Genomic DNA, 16,924 nt, shown 5'->3' with positions numbered 1-16,924 from the left:
AGTATCGTAGTCATATGAAGGGCTCGCGACTAGCTGTGTGCGTGCTCCTGTTATGTCTGGTCGGGGCCTCGGCCTTGGCTAAGCCGACCGACTCGATTGATGATTGCCCGGTGGGCACGCAGCGTGTCGGCTTGGCCGACCTCGTATTCTGCTGGCCAGCAGATTCGCACGCGATGGAGTTCAAGGCCGATCTGTCCTTTGGATTTACTGTTGGCCAATATTGGCTTGGTTCAGTGCCTGTTTCGAGGGAGGAATTCGACCGGTCGCTCGACAAGGACGGCGATTGGCCGGATAACGCCGTTTCTGTCTTGATGTATATATATCCTCGCAAGCATTGGAGAGCCCGTGACGACTGGCGTCAGGCCAGGGCAAATCGGGAGATCGCCACTGCGCTCGCGTCGCTTCAGGGTGGGGACAGCTTCCAGGCAGAATATTATCGCACCGGGGAAGATATGCGCTCTCTGACGTTCACGCGTGTGCGGGGTGATTTGTTCTCGGCCGCTTTCGTAATTCCCGAGAACAATGGGCCTCGGCTGGATTACGAGTTCCGGGTCCGGACCAGCGAGGGATCGCTCGACTATCTTCTGGTCTGTTCGGCCGTGGGGTTCGGTGACTCCCGTGGCAAATTGCGTGCGTGCAGCGTGCTGTCTCGGCTGGGCGATCATCATATGCGAGCCCTGATTCAGGGCGGCAACACCAGCTTGGCAATGTACGTCTACGAGCTTATGCGCGCGCGTATCCTATCATATTGGTTACAACCGGCATCCGGCGACCAATAGGCTCACACGTCCATCAGATCCTTCGCGAACACCTCGGCGTCGAACGGGCGCAGGTCGTCGGCCGTCTCACCGACGCCGACGGCGTGGACCGGCAGCTTGAATTTCTCGGCGAGGGCCACCAGCACGCCGCCTTTGGCGGAGCCGTCGAGCTTGGTGATGACGAGGCCGGTGACGTCGCACATGGCCTTGAAGATCTCCACCTGGGAGTGGGCGTTCTGGCCGGTGGTCGCGTCCAGAACCAGCAGCGTGCTGTGCGGCGCTTCGGGATCGAGCTTGCGGATCACGCGGATGATCTTCTGCAGCTCTGCCATCAGGTCGGTCTTGTTCTGCAGCCGCCCGGCGGTATCGATCAGCAGCAGGTCAGCGCCCTCCGCCTTAGCGGCGGCCAGGGCGTCATAGGCCAGGCCGGCGGCATCGGCGCCGGCCTCGCGGGCTACGACTTTCACGCCCGCGCGCTCGCCCCAGATCTTGAGCTGTTCGACCGCCGCCGCGCGGAAGGTGTCGCCGGCCGCGAGCATCACATTCTTGCCGGCGCGCTTATAGTTCTGCGCCAGCTTGCCGATGGTCGTGGTCTTGCCCGAGCCGTTGACGCCGATCACCAACACGACGTGGGGCTCGCGGTCGCTCAAGACTAGCGGCTGGGCTACCGGCTTCAGGATGTTGGCGATCTCCGTGGCGAAGACCTCGCGCACCTCCTGCTCGGTGATCTCCTTGTCGAAGCGATCCTTGGCGAGCGCCTCGGTCAGGCGCGCGGCGGTCGCAGGGCCCATGTCGGCAGCGATCAGCGCCTCCTCCAGTTCCTCCAGCAGCGCGCGATCCAGCTTCTTCTTGGTGAAGATGCCGGTGATGCTGCCGGTGATCTTGGTGGAGGTGCGCGTAAGGCCCGCCTTCAGGCGCTGGAACCATCCGCGCTTTTCGGTTTCCGAGGTTTCGAGAGTCATGCGGCGATCAGAAGTTCTTCCGTGGCGGCGGTCACCCGCGCATCAACAATCGCCCCCTGCGGTGCGCTCCCCTTGAGGCGGACAGGCGCGAAATGGTCATTGTGGCCGAACGCCTCGCCGTCCTCGCTGCGCTCGACAAGGAGTCGCGTCTCAGCCCCGATCCTGCTGGCGAGATAGCGGCCGAGCGCCTGCTGCCCCGCTGCCCGCAGCCGCGCCGCCCGTTCCTTACGCACCGGCCCTGCCAATTGCGGCATGCGGGCGGCCGGCGTCCCGACCCGTGCCGAGAACGGGAAGACATGCAGGAAAGTGAGGCCGCATTCCTCGACCAGCGCCAGGGAATTGGCGAACATCGCCTCGGTCTCGGTCGGGAAGCCGGCGATCAGGTCCGCGCCGAACACGATGTCCGGGCGCAGGGCGCGTATTTCGCGGCAGAAGCGGATCGCGTCGTCACGCAGGTGCCGCCGCTTCATACGCTTCAGGATCATGTCGTCGCCCGCCTGCAGGCTCAGATGCAGATGCGGCATCAGCCGCGGCTCCTCGGCGATCAAACGCTCGAGGTCCGCGTCCACCTCGACCACATCGATGGAGCTCAAGCGCAAGCGCGGCAGACCCGGCACCAAGGCCAGCAGCCGCCGGCACAATTGGCCCAGGCTCGGCTGCCCCGGCAGGTCGCCGCCATAGCCGGTGATGTCGACGCCGGTCAGCACCACTTCCTTGACGCCGTTCTCGACCAGCGTGCGAACCTGCGCGACTACCTCGCCCATCGGCACCGAGCGGTTGTTGCCGCGCCCATAGGGAATGATGCAGAAGGTGCAGCGATGGTCGCAGCCCTGCTGGACCTCGACAAAGGCCCGCGTCCGCTCGGCATAGCCAGAGATCAGATGCCCGGCCGTTTCCTTGACGCCCATGATGTCGGCGACCGCAACCCGCGGGGCGTCCCTGCCGGCGAGCGCGAAGAAGCTCTCTGCCTTCAGCTTCTCTTCATTGCCGATGAGGTGGTCGATCTCCGGCATCGCCGCATAACGGTCGGGCGCGATCTGCACCGCGCAGCCGGTCGCGATGATGCGCGCGCCGGGATTCTCGCGCCGCGCTTTGCGGATCGCTTGCCGCGCCTGACGCTCCGCCTCCGCCGTCACGGCGCAGGTGTTGACGATGACCGCATCGCCCAGCCCGGCTGCGGTGGCGTGGCCGCGCATGACCTCGGTCTCGAAGGCGTTCAGCCGGCAGCCGAAGGTGATGAGCTTTGCTGTGCTATTGGATTCAGGCAACGGCGCGCTCCAGTTCGGCAAAATCGATCTCGCCGCGGAAGCTCTCTGTCCAGCCGCCGGTCATGCGCACGTGGTTGTCCGGCAGCCACTCGATCAGTAGCTCCCCGCCGTCCAGCACGACGGTCGCGCTGCGGCCGGTGAGCTTGCGCCGCGCAGCCGCAACCAAGGTCGCGCATGCGCCGCTGCCGCAGGCTTGGGTAATCCCCGCGCCACGCTCCCATACCCGCATGCGGATGCGCTCGGGGCCCACGATCTGCGCCAGTTCGATATTGGCGCGCTCGGGAAACAGGCGATGGCGCTCCAGCACAGGGCCGAGGCTGGCAAGGTCAACCTTCTCCGCGTCGGCTACAAAGAACACAGCATGCGGGTTTCCGACATTCACCCCGACGGGGTCGGCGAGCGGCCCGAGGCTGAGCGGAAGATGCAGCGTGTCGCAGGGCTCCGCCACCGGGATCTCCCGCCAGTCCAGCTTGACCAGGCCCATGTCGACGGCGATGCGCCCGCTCTCCACCACATCGGCGTCCAGCAGGCCGGAGACGGTCTCCACGATGACATGGCCGGTTGCCTTCTCCGCCATTACCTTGGCGGCGACGCAGCGCGTGGCATTGCCGCAGGCGCCAGCCTCGCCGCCATCGGGATTGTGGATGCGCATGAAGACGTCCGCCACCCGCTGCCGCGGCGGCTCCAGGAGGATGAGCTGGTCGCAGCCGATGCCTCGCCTGCGGTCGGCGATCCAGCGGCGCTGGGGCAGGGTGAGCGAGACCGGGCGATCGCGCAGGTCGATCACCACGAAATCATTCCCCAGCCCGTGCATCTTCAGGAACGGCAGCGCCGCCATGTCCATCCTCAGTTTGGTTGCGTCAGGTATATGCTCTGCCGTGGCCCATTCGTCCATAGGGCGGTCGCCGAGGTCCGAATGGCGTTTCTGGCCGCTGGGTTGACCTCGCCGGGCACCCCCTATATAACCCGCGCCCGAGTTTGACCGACCCATACGGATAAATGTCTCATGGCTCATCATAAGTCGGCTGAAAAGCGCATCCGCCAGACGCCCAAGCGCACGCTGCGGAACCGCGCACGCGTCAGCCAGATCAAGACCGAAGTGAAGAAGGTCGAGACCGCCCTCGCTTCCGGCAACAAGGCGGCGGCGGAGGCTGCTCTGCGGGCTGCTCAGCCGGCGATGCAACGCGGCGTCACCAAGGGCGTGGTGCACCGCAACACGGTGGCCCGCAAGATCTCGCGCCTGACCAAGCGCCTGAAGGCCCTCGGCTGATTGTTACAGCTTCGCGAACCTCATCAGGTTCGGCTGCTAACCGACAGCAATCGTTACCATCGCCGCGAAGTCCGCTTCGCGGCGATCACTATTTACAGGCCAAGTCGCGTGCCTGCGCCACCCTGCGTTGCGATATTGTGTGACCAATTTCTGTTGCGAGTCGGCCACAGTCGGGCCCCCATTCATGACAGTTTGTGCGTTCTCGATTCGGTCATGTTGCGCGCCGGGAGAGCCAAGTATTAGAGTTATCCCCAGCCAAAAACAGGGGTGCCGCGCCTCCGTGCGGCAGTCGGGCTAGGGACAAAAACGTAAAAAAATCAGGCAGATATGCTGCAGGTCAAGATGTTAACGCCCACTCCTCAGACAACTGCTGGGGCAGTGGACGATTGGATGCCCCAAGGCTTGTCGAGCATGGCTGGAGGGGTCCGCTGTTGCGATCGCGCCACAGACCTGTCGGCTAATCGAGACAGATCGGTCGGATCCCTGCCGACCCCATCGATGTGTAACGACTATTTCAATCGAGAGTTGCGCCCTAGTGGCGCCGGATCGGCCTGATTCCGAGGGTCGGTCCGGCGAAACGGTGACCGCTCGAGCGAACTGAGCGGCGGTCGCCCGATGGTTGAATCCCGCTGCGATGCGGGGTCTGCAGTGATTTTGAACAAAGTGGGCGCAGCGGTGACAGCATGAGCTACGCAGGGGACGTATCGCCGACGGACGCATGGCAGGGGCTTTCCCAGGACCCCAAGGCCGTGCTGATCGATGTGCGCACGCAGCCGGAATGGAACTTCGTCGGCATCCCCGACCTGCGCAGCCTGGGCAAGAAGACAGGCTTCGTCTGCTGGCAGGTCTATCCGCAGATGCAGATCGATCCCGAGTTCGTCGCCAAGGTCGAGCAATTGACCGGCGGGGACACAAGCGCGCCGCTTTATTTCATCTGCCGTAGCGGCGCTCGCTCCAGGTCGGCGGCTCAGGCGCTGACTGCGGCAGGTTATGGCAAGTGTTTCAATGTCGCTGGCGGCTTCGAGGGGGACGTCGATGGCCACGGCCATCGCGGCACGACCAACGGCTGGAAGGCCAGCAATCTGCCGTGGGTGCAGCAATGAAGGCGCGTACGCAGGATTACCGGGGGGCATCAATGACGGAATTGAACAGCGATTCCATGCTGAATGCGCAATGGGCGCGCGTGCGTGGCCGGCTGAGAGCCGAATTCGGCGAAGCGACGTTCCGGTCATGGCTGAAGCCACTCAACCTTGCCGGCAAGCGGGGGCCCGATCTGCGCGTCTCAGTGCCGTCGCGCTTCATGCGCGACTGGGTGGCGACGCACTACGCGGACCGGCTGAAGGCGCTCTGGAGCTCGGAAAATCCGGAGGTGCGATCGGTCGAAGTCATTGTCGATGCTCATCGCCCGGTGCCTGATCTCGACCTCGACAATCTCGATGAGGCGGCGAACGAAGACACGCCGGTCAGCACGTCGCCCATCCCCGCGACGCCCGTGCGCGATGACGACAGCGTCGAAAGTGTCTCGGCGCCCTTGGATCCGCGCCTCACGTTCGAGAATTTCGTGGTCGGCAAGTCCAATGAGCTGGCGCATGCGGCAGCCTTGCGCGTGGCGGAAGCCGACAGCGTGCCCTTCAATCCCTTGTTCCTCTATGGCGGCGTCGGGCTCGGCAAGACCCACCTGATGAACGCCATCGCCTGGCACATCCGCACCAAGAAGCCGGAGAAGAAGGTCATCTATCTCTCGGCCGAAAAGTTCATGTACCAGTTCATCCGCGCCATCCGGAACAAGAATACCATGTCGTTCAAGGAGCTGTTCCGCTCCGTCGACATCTTGATGGTGGATGACGTGCAGTTCATCATCGGCAAGGATTCGACCCAGGAAGAGTTCTTCCACACCTTCAACGCGCTCGCCGACCAGAACCGGCAGGTCGTGCTCTCCGCCGACAAGTCGCCCTCCGACCTCGAGGGGCTGGAGGAGCGCATGCGCTCGCGCCTCGGCTGGGGCCTAGTGGCCGACATTCATCCAACCACATACGAATTGCGTCTCGGCATCCTGCAATCGCGCGCTGAGCAGTCGGGCGTGCCGATCCCGCACAAGGTGCTGGAGTTCCTGGCTCACCGCATCTCCTCGAACGTGCGCGAGCTGGAAGGGGCACTCACCCGCATCACCGCCCACGCCACGCTCGTCGGCCATCCCGTGACGCTGGAATCCGCCCAGGAGCTGTTGCGCGACCTGCTGCGCGCGAACGACCGCCGGGTGACGATCGAAGAAATCCAGAAGCGGGTGGCCGAGCATTTCAACATCAAGCTGGCGGACATGCAGTCGCCACGCCGCGCTCGCCAGGTCGCACGGCCACGCCAGATCGCCATGTTTCTGGCCAAGCAGCTGACGACGCGCTCGCTGCCGGAGATCGGCCGCAAGTTCGGCGGGCGCGATCACACCACGGTCATGCACGCCGTCAAGAAGGTCGAGGAGCTTTGCACCGCCGACAGCGGCTTCGCCGAGGATGTCGATCTGCTGCGCCGCATGTTGGACGGCTGAGGTTTTTCCCGCGTTCTTGGGGGTGCGTAGGGGGTGCCGAGGCGGTCGGCAGGCCGACCCTGAAGATCGGCCGCCGACCCCAGGCGAAGACCGCAGAAATGGCCTGAAAAACGACCGTCCGGCAGGGCCGTTTCGCCTTTCTGGGCGGGTATTTGGTGCGCTTTTGGCTGTTGCTTCCCGCCTCACCTGATATAATCCCTGGCTTGCTGTATGGAGCCTTTGATTCGGGCCGATCTGCCGGGCTTCTCCGGGCACTCCAGCAAGGAAAAAATAAGCAGCGATCGGAGCGGCTGGAGCCCTGATTTCCAGCCTCTGCGAGCCGGTCGCCGGAGATTTGCGATGGGGTTGCGAGGACCATGAAACTGACGATCGAACGGACGGCATTGCTGAAATCCCTGGGGCACGTGCAGAGCGTGGTGGAACGGCGCAACACCATTCCGATCCTCAGCAACGTGCTGCTGGAAGCCAAAGGCGAACGGCTGGCTTTGACCGCCACCGATATGGACCTGGCGATTGTCGACCATGCACCGGGGGAGATCGCCGCGCCGGGCGCGGCGACGGTCCCGGCTCACATGCTCTACGACATCGTGCGCAAGCTGCCCGAAGGCTCCCAGGTCCAGCTGGAGCTGGCCGGCGACGGCGGTCAGGTGGCGATCCGGGCCGGCCGGTCGCGCTTCACGCTGCAGACCCTGCCCAAGGAGGATTTCCCCTCCACGGCCGCCGGAGAGCTGCCGCATCGCTTTCCGATCGCGGCGGTCGATCTGCGCAGCCTGATCGACCATACGCGCTTTGCGATCTCGACCGAGGAGACGCGCTACTACCTCAACGGCATCTACCTGCACGCCCACACCGGCAGCAAGCAGCATGCGCTGCGCGCGGTCGCGACCGACGGCCACCGCCTGGCGCGGGTCGAGATGCCGCTGCCGGACGGGGCGGAAAACATCCCCGGCGTCATCATCCCGCGCAAGATGGTGGGCGAGGTGCGCAAGCTGATCGAGGAAGTCGACGGCGCGGTGGAGGTCTCGCTGTCCGACACCCGCGTGCGCTTCGCCTTCAACGATATCGTGCTGACCTCGAAGCTGATCGACGGCTCCTTCCCGGACTATCAGCGGGTCATCCCGACCGGCAACGACAAGACCCTGGAAGTCGACCGGCGCGAGTTCCGCGACGCGGTCGATCGTGTCTCCACCATTTCCAGCGAGAAGTCGCGTGCCGTGAAGCTCAGCCTCAAATCAGGCTCGGTCGTGATCTCGGCCACCTCGCCCGAGAACGGCACGGCGATGGAAGAGCTGGAAGTCAAATATGAGGGCGCGGCCCTCGAAATCGGCTTCAACGCTCGCTATCTGTTGGATGTGGCCGACGAGGTCGACGGCGATGGCCTGCAGATGGTGTTGGCCGATGCGGTCGCGCCCACCCTGGTGCGCGATATGGCCGACGCCATGGCGCTCTACGTGCTGATGCCGATGCGAGTGTGACGGCTTGGCAGGGTACGCGCAGGAACCAAGGACTCAGGATACGATGACCGCGACCGGCGCCCAGCCGGCGGCGGTGATCGGGCTGACGCATCTTGCGTTGACCCAGTTTCGCAACTACCGCCATCTCGCGCTGGAGTTGGGGCTGCAGCCGGTGGTGCTGGTCGGCGTCAATGGTGCGGGCAAGACCAATCTGTTGGAAGCCATTTCGCTGCTCGGGCCGGGTAGCGGTCTCCATCGCGCGAAGCTGTCGGAAATCGATTTCCGCGGCCCGGGCAACCAAGCCAACATGGCCTGGGCGGTCCATGCGAAGGTGCAGACCGCGGGCGGCGAATTCGCACTGGGGACCGGCCGCGATCCCTTGGCGCAGACGCAGACCGGACGCGATCGGCGCCTCGCGCGGATCAATGGCGCGCCGGCGCGCTCGCAGGCCGATTTCGCCGACATCCTCTCGGTGCAATGGCTGGTACCGGCGATGGATGGATTGTTCGATGATGCCGCCTCTGCCCGGCGCCGCTATCTCGACCGGCTGGTGACCGGCATCGATTCCAGCCACGCCGCGCGCATTGCGGGCTATGAATCGGCGATGCGCGAACGCGCGCGCCTGTTGCGCGGCGAGGTTGGCGCGGCGCCGGCGGATCTGGATGCTTGGCTCGACGCGCTGGAAGCGGAGATGTCCGGCAGCGCCGTCGCGATCGCGGCGTCGCGGTGCGAAGCGGTCGACGCGCTCAATCTGGCGCTCGCCGATGGCGATGGGCCGTTCCCGCGCGCCAGCTTGGCGGCGACCGGTGCAGTGGAAGCCTGGTTGACGGAAGGGCCGGCGCTGGCGGCAGAGGAGAAGCTGAGAGCGCAGCTGAAGGCGGCCCGGGCCAGCGACGCGGCGTCGGGCGTCACGGAATGGGGCACGCATCGCAGCGACCTGGATGTTGTTTATCTGGGACGTTCGCTTGGAACCGCACCGCTGCGGGCGGCGGAGTGCTCGACCGGGGAGCAACGCGCCTTGCTGCTGTCGATTGCCTTGGCGGAAGCGCGCCTCACCAAGAGCCGCCGCGGCGAGGCGCCGATCCTGCTGCTGGACGAGGCGGTCTCGCATCTGGACGGCCAACGGCGCGAGGCCCTGTTCGCGGAGATCCTGGCGCTCGGCCTGCAGGCTTGGCTGACCGGAACGGACCGCGATCTGTTCCGTCCGCTGATCGGCCATGCCCAGTTTTTCGCGGTCGAGGATGGCCGCATCCACAATCTTTAGAAATCCGGCTCGAAAGCAGCCGATGACGTTGAGTGAAGCATGATGACTGACGACAAGAGCGACATTCCGCCGACGAACGGCAACGGCAATGGTGGCGACGGCGAGAGCTATGATGCCGATTCCATCAAGGTCCTGAAGGGCCTCGATGCCGTGCGCAAGCGGCCGGGCATGTATATCGGCGACACCGATGACGGCTCCGGCCTGCACCACATGGTCTATGAGGTGGTGGACAATGCCATCGACGAATCGCTCGCCGGATTCTGCGATCGTATCGACGTGATGCTGAATGGCGATGGCTCGGTGACCGTGCGCGACAATGGCCGCGGCATTCCGGTCGACATCCACAAGGAAGAGGGCGTCTCCGCGGCCGAGGTCATCATGACCCAGCTCCATGCCGGCGGAAAGTTCGACCAGAACTCCTACAAGGTGTCGGGTGGTCTGCACGGCGTCGGCGTCTCGGTCGTCAATGCGCTGTCGGAGCATCTCGATCTCCGCATCTGGCGCGACGACAAGGAACACTTCCTACGCTTTCGCATGGGCGTTGCCGAGGCGCCACTGGCGGTGGTCGGCGATGCTCACGGCAAGCGCGGCACGGAGGTTACCTTCCTGCCGTCGCCCAAGATCTTCACCAAGACCGAGTTCGACTATGCGACACTCGAGCATCGCCTGCGCGAGCTCGCGTTCCTCAATTCGGGCGTCCGTCTCATCCTGACCGACGCGCGCGGAGTCGAGCCGAAGCAGGCCGAGTTCCATTACGAGGGCGGCATCGAGGCCTTCGTGCGTTATGTCGACCGCGCCAAGAATGCGCTGCACGAGCCGCCGATCGTGATCGCGGGCGAGAGGGACGGCATCACGGTCGAGGCCGCGATGGAATGGACCGACGCCTATCACGAGAACATGTTCTGCTTCACCAACAACATCCCGCAGCGCGACGGCGGCACGCACCTGGCGGGCTATCGTGGCGCACTGACGCGGCAGGTGAACAAATATGCCGAGGAAAGCGGCATCGCCAAGAAGGAGAAGGTGGAGCTGACCGGTGAGGACGTGCGCGAGGGGCTGACCTGCGTGCTCTCCGTCAAGGTGCCGGATCCCAAGTTCTCCTCCCAGACCAAGGACAAGCTTGTCTCCTCAGAGGTGCGGCCGGTGGTCGAAGCGGTGGTGAACGAGAAGCTCGGCCAGTGGCTGGAAGAGCATCCGATCGAAGCGAAGAAGATCATCGGTAAGGTGGTGGAAGCGGCGGCCGCGCGCGAAGCGGCACGCAAGGCGCGCGAGCTCACGCGGCGCAAGGGCGCGCTCGACATGGCGTCCTTGCCTGGCAAGCTGGCGGATTGCCAGGAGCGCGATGCGGCTCTCTCCGAGCTGTTCGTGGTCGAGGGCGACAGCGCCGGCGGAACAGCCAAGAGCGGCCGCGATCGCAAGACCCAGGCCATCCTGCCCCTGCGCGGCAAGATCCTGAACGTCGAGCGCGCGCGCTTCGACAAGATGCTGAGCTCGGCGGAGATCGGCACGCTGATCGCGGCGCTCGGCACTGGCATCGGCCCCGAGGACTTCGACATCAGCAAGATCCGCTATCACAAGATCATCATCATGACGGACGCCGATGTCGATGGCTCCCACATCCGTACCCTGCTTCTGACGTTCTTCTATCGCCAGATGCCGGAGGTGATCGAGAAGGGCTATCTCTACATCGCCCAGCCGCCGCTCTTTCGCGCCGCGCGCGGCAAGTCGGAGACCTTCCTCAAGGACAGCCGCGCCTACGAGGAGTTCCTGATCAACCTTGGGCTCGAAGGCGCGATCCTGAAGCTCGGTACCGGCGCGCAGATCGCCGGTGCGGACCTCCGCCGCGTTCTCGATCAGGCCAACTCCGTGAAGCACATGATGGAGCCGCTGGTGCGCAAGGTCGGCTCGCCCGACGTGGTGGAGCAGACGGCCATCGTCGGCGGGCTCAATCCGCAAGCCGCCGCCGATCCCGCGGTGGCGCAAGCGATCGCGCTGCGCCTCGACGCGCTGGCGCCGGAATCCGAACGCGGCTGGACCGGCCTGGCCGACCAGGATGGCGGGCTGGCCTTCAAGCGCCGGCTGCGCGGCATCACGGAAAGCCACACCATCGACGCGACCCTGATCCGCTCCACCGATAGCCACCGGCTGGACGGGATGAAGGCCGATCTCGCGGAGATTTACAGCCAGCCCGCCATCTTCGTGTCGAAGGATCGTGAGATCCGCATCAACGGTCCAATGGGCCTCGCCAAGGCGGTGATGGATATCGGCGGCAAGGGGCTCGATATCCAGCGCTACAAGGGCCTCGGCGAAATGCAAGCCGAGCAGCTGTGGAAGACGACGCTCGACCCCAACGCCCGCGCGCTCCTGCAGGTGAAGGTGACCCACGCCGACGAAGCCGAAGAGGTGTTCTCGACCCTGATGGGCGACCTGGTGGAGCCGCGCCGCGACTTCATCCAGTCGAACGCGCTGAACGTGGCGAATCTGGACGTTTAATCCGGCAAGTGTGGTGTGCCGTTAGCTACGTCGTGGCGCGTCAGAAGCGCGCTTTGAACTTGGCCCACCGATCCTGAAGCCACAGAGCCAGGATGCCGACGGGAACGACCAGGAGCAGGGTTGCACTAATCGCGTTCTGATGGATCGTGGGGCGATCTGACGTCGTGCCTGCCACTGTCGAGCTCTCTCGTAGCTTGAGGCGAACGTATTACCAGGCTGATTTAGTCGTTCGTTCGCCTCACGCCAATCACCCGAATGGCCTATGAAGGATCGGCAGTTTGGCAAGGCAGCTGAAGCCTATTCCGTGACAGCAAGGCAACCATCGCAAGAAGTACCTGTGAGTCGGTCCCGCCGGGGTCCAAAGCTGGGTTGTCTGTCCTAGCGTCCTCTGGCATCATCGCGCGACCCGGGGTGGGGAAAGAGGCCCCGGAGACAATTGGGGGAAAACATGGCTGCGGAACCGGGTGCGGTGCAGTTCTCGATCGGGCGCGTGATCGGGGACAGTTTCGGCGTGTTGGCGCGCAATATCGTCAGCTTCGGCATTCTGGCGCTGCTGATCGGCCTGATCGATCTGCTGTTCAGCCTGTTCTATTTTGATCCTGCGCTGCTCGCCGCCACTCTGTCGGGGCCGTCACAGATCGATCCGACAATGCTGCAGCCCAACTGGACGGCTATTGGTGTCGGTGCATTGGTCACCATGATCGTCAGCAGCCTGACCCAGGCCGCGATCATCTACGGCACGTTCCAGGATCTCCGGGGACAGAAGGCCAGCATCGGCGACTGCGTCGCGCGCGGGCTGGCATCGGTCATACCAGTGATCGTCGGCAGCATCCTGTTATCGCTGGGCGTCAGCATTGGGTTGGCTCTGCTGATCGTGCCGGGGATCATCCTGATCTTGATGTGGTGGGTCTACATCCCGGCCATCGTGGTGGATCGCAAGGGCATCATCGAGGCCTTCGGCCGCAGCCGCGAACTGACGCGCGGCCGACGCTGGCACATACTGAGCCTGGCGATCATCATCCTTATCATCTACATGGCGGTAGGCTTCATCGTTGAAACCGTCTCCGGCATCGTCGCCAGTGGCGGCACCGCTTACACCATCATTCAATACGTCTTCATATCCCTGGTGACCGCTTTCAGCGCCGTTCTGGTTGCGGTGAGCTACTATTACCTGCGGGCGGAAAAAGAAGGCGTCGACGTGAACGAAATCGCCCGCATCTTCGACTAAGCGGCAGCGGAGGGGGAGAGCGATCGGCGCAATGCGCGCCGTTGCTCTCTTCGACCGACACTGACATCAGGGGGAACTCATGACGGATCTGGCATCAGCGATGATCGCGCCAGAGGGCCCGCGGTTCTCGATCGGACGCAGCTTGTCCATGACGCTCGCCGTGCTCGGGCGCAATTTCGTCGCGATGATGATCATCGCCATCATCGTGACCGCCATCCAAAGCGTGATCGAATACATCCTGAGCGGAGATGCGTCGGGCGGCGAGGGGAGCGGCAGCGGATTCCTGAACATCCTCAGCTACGGGCTCATCACTGCCCCGGTGACCTATGCCACCTTCCAGGATTTACGCGGCACTCGCGTCGACACGTCCACCACGATGTCGCGCGGTTTCAGGCGGGTCGGGCGCGTCATGGGTGCTGCACTAGCGATCGGGGTCATGGCGATCGTAGCGATCCTGCCCGTAGTGTTTGTCTATATCGCGAACGAATCCATCGGGGTCATCGCGGGCATTGCAGCGGCCGTTTTCCTCGTCTTCATTTTCGTCACTTGGTTCGTTGTCGTGCCGGTTCTGGTGGTCGAGGACGTGCGGTTCCTCGCAGGCTTCGGCCGCGCTGCCAACCTCAGCAAGGGCCGGCGCTGGAGCATTCTCGGACTGCTCCTGGTCTATGCCGTTGCCATAATCGGCATGTCAATCGTGCTGTTCGGCGGCATCGCCGTGGCAGCGGCGAGCGCCCCGATCCTGGCGCTTGTCCTCATGATACCGTTTCTCGCGCTCTATTCCGTGGTCGGCGCGATCCTGCCGGCGGTGGTCTATTGTCTCCTGCGCGTGGAAAAGGAAGGCATCGGCATCGACGACATCGCCAGGGTGTTTGATTGAGGCATGCCGCGTGTCGCTGAGCCCTGCGCTATCAGATTGGACCGAACGGTTCACGATCGGTCGGGTGCTGGCCCTGTCGTGGCATGCCTTTGTTGCACGTCGCTGGCGATTTCTGCTCATCGCTATGTTTGCCTCGATGTTCTCTACCATCCAGGACAAATTGACAGAGGACGGCAACTCCTACGATTCCCCTTGGTCGTTCCTTTCCGACGTGTGGTTTTCCGCTGCCGTCTACACGTTCGCGATCGTCCCGATCACGATGGCGGTTCTCGGAACGGGCGGCGGGCACACCCGCGACACCACTGGCCTGTCCCGTGGTCTCTGGATATCGCTTCCAAAGGCTGTGTGCGCAAGCTTGATCATAAACACACTAGCCCACTGGCCGGTCGCCGCGTTTTTTGCATCCGTTGCCGAAGACGGGGAAATCACGATCACGATCACGGATTACGTCATAGTTGCCGTCAATGTCTTGACCGTCAGCACGGTCACGTATCTCTACTTTCCAATCCTTCTGGGGGAGGGAAGGTCGATCTGGAGCAGCGCCGTCCGCAGCGTCCGCCAGATCGTGCCGCAGATTTGGCGAATTCTGGTGCTCAATGTCATGTTTTGGGTGATTTATCTCGGCGGCACCACTGTAGTTGTGATGGCGAACGCGTACGATACCCAGCATCCGGGTTGGACGTTCTACATTGTCTGGTGGGCCTGGGCGACCGTTCTTCTGATCGCTGCCACCATCATGCCTGCCGTCGTCTATCGGCTACTCCGCATCGAACGCGACGGCCCAGATCCGGAGCACGTTGCGCACGTGTTCGACTGAGGGGATCAACTACACCTTGTCGTGCTTGTCCCTGCGGCGCTTGCCAAAGAGCATCTTGTGCTCGAGGTGCGCGCGCTGGGCGACGTAGAAGGCCTGCAGAAACTCGGTCACCAGGCCGTCATAGCGGAGGTCCCAGCCGGCTTGCTCCTCGGTCCAGCCGATCTTCTTGCGGATGCGTTCGGCGATCTCGCGCCGTGTTTGGCTGGCATGCACATCGTCCCGCCGGAGTACGGCTTCCAGCGTTTGCAGCTCATAGATGCCGTAATGCTCCAGCTGCTGTGGTGTGAACGTGAACCGCTGGTCGACCGATGCCGGTTGCATTCTGCGGATGCTGGCGGGAGAGACTGCCTTCTCCACGAGATCGGGCAGCAGCGCCGCCTTGGGTGAGGCGACCACCAGCGTTCCCGCCACCATGTCGCCCACACGCAGGCCCTGCCGGTTGAACAGCGGCATCAGCGCGAAGATGCCGATCCAGATCGTCATGAACAGGCGGATCCAGGCCGCATTGCCGACCGTCTCCGGCATCATCATCACCGACAGCGGCAGGAACACCTCGATCTCGCGCAGGAGGTTACGCACGACGATGGAGCTGGGCCGCAGCGGTCCGCCCGCGCGGTCGATGACGCGCAAGCCGATGAGGCGCTTGCCGGGCGTCCGCCCCCGCCACAACAGCTCGAAGAATGCAAAGTAGAACGTGCGGATGAAGAAGAAGACCACCAGCCCGGCGGCGAGCGCGTAGCCCTCCAGCGCGGTCATGAGATACAAGGTCAAGAACACCAGCGCGATCACCGCCGCGACGATGATAAGCGCGTCGATCAGGAAGGCGCCAGCACGCTCGCCACGCTCCGCCAGCTCGACCCTGAGTTCCACGCCCTCCGGCGTGAGAATCGCGGCTTGGCGCCGTCCGCTTTCGGCCCGCTCGAGCGGGCCTCTGGTCAGCTGCGATGTCGCCGCATAGAGCCGCGCATCAGTCATGAGACGATCCGTCCTGCGGTGAGCTGCGATCTCCAGTCAGGAAATAGAACGACCAGAGGACCAGCATACCGATGCCGATCGTGTAGCGCATAAGATCATCGGTGATCACCTGGCGCCCGATTCCTTCCAGGATGCCGGCGATCGCCAGCATGAAGACGGCGCCCAGCGCGACTAAGCCGGCCAGCCGACCACGCTCGGCCAGGCTCTGGAGCCGGGTCTTCTGGCCCGGAAACAGGAAGGCGTCGGCCAGCGCAAGGCCGGCGCCGCCGCACAAGGCGACCGCCAGCAGCTCCGTGCCGCCATGGATGATCAGCCAGCCGCCGAGCTCGAAACCCAGCCCGCGGCTAGCATAGAGCGCGAAGAACGATCCGAGCATCAGACCGTTGCTCACGAGCAGCAGCAGGGTCGGGACACCGAGCGCGATCCCGAGCGCGAAACACAGGAGCGCGATACGTGAATTGTGCACGAATAGAAAGGACGAGAAGGCCGAGAGCGCCCCGCCGTCGGCGTCGTCGCCGTCATAGAGTACGGCGCGCAGCGATTCGGTAGAAGACGCCGGCGAACGTCCCGCTGCCAGATCCTCCGGCATCAGGGTGTAGTACCATTCCATGTCCGCCATGGTCAGCCAATATCCGGCCAGCGCGCTCAGGATCGTGACGGCGATGCTGAGCAGGGCCGGGCGGCCGGTCGCGCGAACCGCATTCGGCCAGGAGCGTGCGAAGAATCCTGCCAGCACCTCGCCCAGGCCGGCGCGCGGGCCATAGATCTGGAAATAGGCGCGGTTCGCCAGGTTCTCGAGATAAGCGAGCAGGCTGCGATCGAGCGAGATGGCGCGCGCGACGCTCAAGGACGACAAGGCCGCGCGATACAGCGTCGGTAGGCGCATCAGTTCCGAGGGCTCCAGCGCGGCGGTGGATCTCTTCTCCATCCGTCCCACCAGCGAGTCCAGTTCGCGCCAGCTCGCCTCGCGTTCCTTGCGGAACTGGCTGCTCTTGAGGATGGTGCGCTTCATCGCG

At 64.0% G+C, this 16,924-nt stretch carries 15 protein-coding genes; 10 read left to right on the top strand and 5 right to left on the bottom strand.

Features of this window, described 5'->3' with window-relative positions; translation table 11 throughout:
* Positions 1 to 74 precede the first annotated feature (74 nt).
* Positions 75 to 779 (top strand): hypothetical protein, encoded by a 705-nt coding sequence (locus tag DTX69_RS00740; protein ID WP_162916479.1) that lies wholly within the window; start codon positions 75 to 77, stop codon positions 777 to 779.
* Between the two features lie 2 nt (positions 780 to 781).
* Here DTX69_RS00740 and ftsY read toward each other — a convergent pair whose 3' ends face one another.
* Genes ftsY through dapF form a run of 3 tightly spaced genes read right to left on the bottom strand, consistent with a single transcriptional unit; the run spans position 782 to position 3,826 of the window.
* Positions 782 to 1,720 carry a signal recognition particle-docking protein FtsY gene (gene ftsY, locus DTX69_RS00735; protein WP_119299575.1) on the bottom strand — a complete coding sequence of 313 codons (939 nt, stop codon included), beginning with the start codon at positions 1,718 to 1,720 and terminating at the stop codon, positions 782 to 784.
* A complete protein-coding gene (gene mtaB / locus DTX69_RS00730) occupies positions 1,717 to 2,988 on the bottom strand; it encodes a tRNA (N(6)-L-threonylcarbamoyladenosine(37)-C(2))-methylthiotransferase MtaB (RefSeq protein WP_119300009.1) in 1,272 nt (423 codons plus the stop codon). Before mtaB ends, ftsY begins: the two co-directional genes overlap by 4 nt.
* A complete protein-coding gene (gene dapF, locus DTX69_RS00725; protein ID WP_119300008.1) occupies positions 2,981 to 3,826 on the bottom strand; it encodes a diaminopimelate epimerase in 846 nt (281 codons plus the stop codon). The genes mtaB and dapF overlap by 8 nt, the downstream gene beginning before the upstream one ends.
* A 168-nt stretch (positions 3,827 to 3,994) precedes the next feature.
* On the opposite strand from dapF, the gene rpsT reads away from it, so the two are divergent.
* From rpsT to DTX69_RS00680, 9 genes are all read left to right on the top strand, one after another.
* A complete protein-coding gene (gene rpsT / locus DTX69_RS00720; RefSeq protein WP_119299574.1) occupies positions 3,995 to 4,258 on the top strand; it encodes a 30S ribosomal protein S20 in 264 nt (87 codons plus the stop codon).
* 683 nt (positions 4,259 to 4,941) lie between these two features.
* Entirely contained in the window at positions 4,942 to 5,361 is a 420-nt protein-coding gene (locus tag DTX69_RS00715; RefSeq protein WP_119299573.1) for a rhodanese-like domain-containing protein, read from the top strand.
* A gap of 32 nt (positions 5,362 to 5,393) precedes the next feature.
* Positions 5,394 to 6,800, top strand: coding sequence for a chromosomal replication initiator protein DnaA (dnaA, locus tag DTX69_RS00710; RefSeq protein WP_119299572.1), 1,407 nt, complete (start codon positions 5,394 to 5,396; stop codon positions 6,798 to 6,800).
* Between the two features lie 356 nt (positions 6,801 to 7,156).
* Entirely contained in the window at positions 7,157 to 8,275 is a 1,119-nt protein-coding gene (dnaN, locus tag DTX69_RS00705) for a DNA polymerase III subunit beta (RefSeq protein ID WP_119299571.1), read from the top strand.
* Positions 8,276 to 8,318: 43 nt separating this feature from the next.
* On the top strand, positions 8,319 to 9,518 hold the full coding sequence (gene recF, locus DTX69_RS00700) for a DNA replication/repair protein RecF (protein WP_119299570.1): 1,200 nt from the start codon (positions 8,319 to 8,321) through the stop codon (positions 9,516 to 9,518).
* Between the two features lie 42 nt (positions 9,519 to 9,560).
* A complete protein-coding gene (gene gyrB, locus DTX69_RS00695; RefSeq protein ID WP_119300007.1) occupies positions 9,561 to 12,011 on the top strand; it encodes a DNA topoisomerase (ATP-hydrolyzing) subunit B in 2,451 nt (816 codons plus the stop codon).
* A gap of 448 nt (positions 12,012 to 12,459) precedes the next feature.
* The gene (locus DTX69_RS00690; RefSeq protein WP_119299569.1) at positions 12,460 to 13,239 is read left to right on the top strand and encodes a hypothetical protein; all 780 of its coding nucleotides are present in this window, start codon (positions 12,460 to 12,462) and stop codon (positions 13,237 to 13,239) included.
* A gap of 79 nt (positions 13,240 to 13,318) precedes the next feature.
* Positions 13,319 to 14,116: a hypothetical protein gene (locus DTX69_RS00685; protein WP_119299568.1), complete on the top strand. Its 798-nt coding sequence runs from the start codon at positions 13,319 to 13,321 to the stop codon at positions 14,114 to 14,116.
* Between the two features lie 10 nt (positions 14,117 to 14,126).
* Positions 14,127 to 14,933: a hypothetical protein gene (locus tag DTX69_RS00680; RefSeq protein ID WP_162916477.1), complete on the top strand. Its 807-nt coding sequence runs from the start codon at positions 14,127 to 14,129 to the stop codon at positions 14,931 to 14,933.
* A 9-nt stretch (positions 14,934 to 14,942) separates the two neighbouring features.
* Here DTX69_RS00680 and DTX69_RS00675 read toward each other — a convergent pair whose 3' ends face one another.
* Both DTX69_RS00675 and DTX69_RS00670 read right to left on the bottom strand, forming a co-directional pair.
* Positions 14,943 to 15,908, bottom strand: a complete 966-nt coding sequence (locus DTX69_RS00675; protein WP_119299566.1) for an RDD family protein — start codon at positions 15,906 to 15,908, stop codon at positions 14,943 to 14,945.
* Positions 15,901 to 16,920: a stage II sporulation protein M gene (locus DTX69_RS00670; RefSeq protein ID WP_119299565.1), complete on the bottom strand. Its 1,020-nt coding sequence runs from the start codon at positions 16,918 to 16,920 to the stop codon at positions 15,901 to 15,903. Before DTX69_RS00670 ends, DTX69_RS00675 begins: the two co-directional genes overlap by 8 nt.
* Positions 16,921 to 16,924 lie beyond the last annotated feature (4 nt).

Source organism: Dongia deserti (assembly GCF_003574735.1).
In the GTDB taxonomy this organism is placed as follows: Bacteria; Pseudomonadota; Alphaproteobacteria; order Dongiales; family Dongiaceae; genus Dongia_A; species Dongia_A deserti.
Note: the sequence above shows the minus strand (reverse complement) of the source record. Positions and strands in the feature narration are given on the sequence as shown.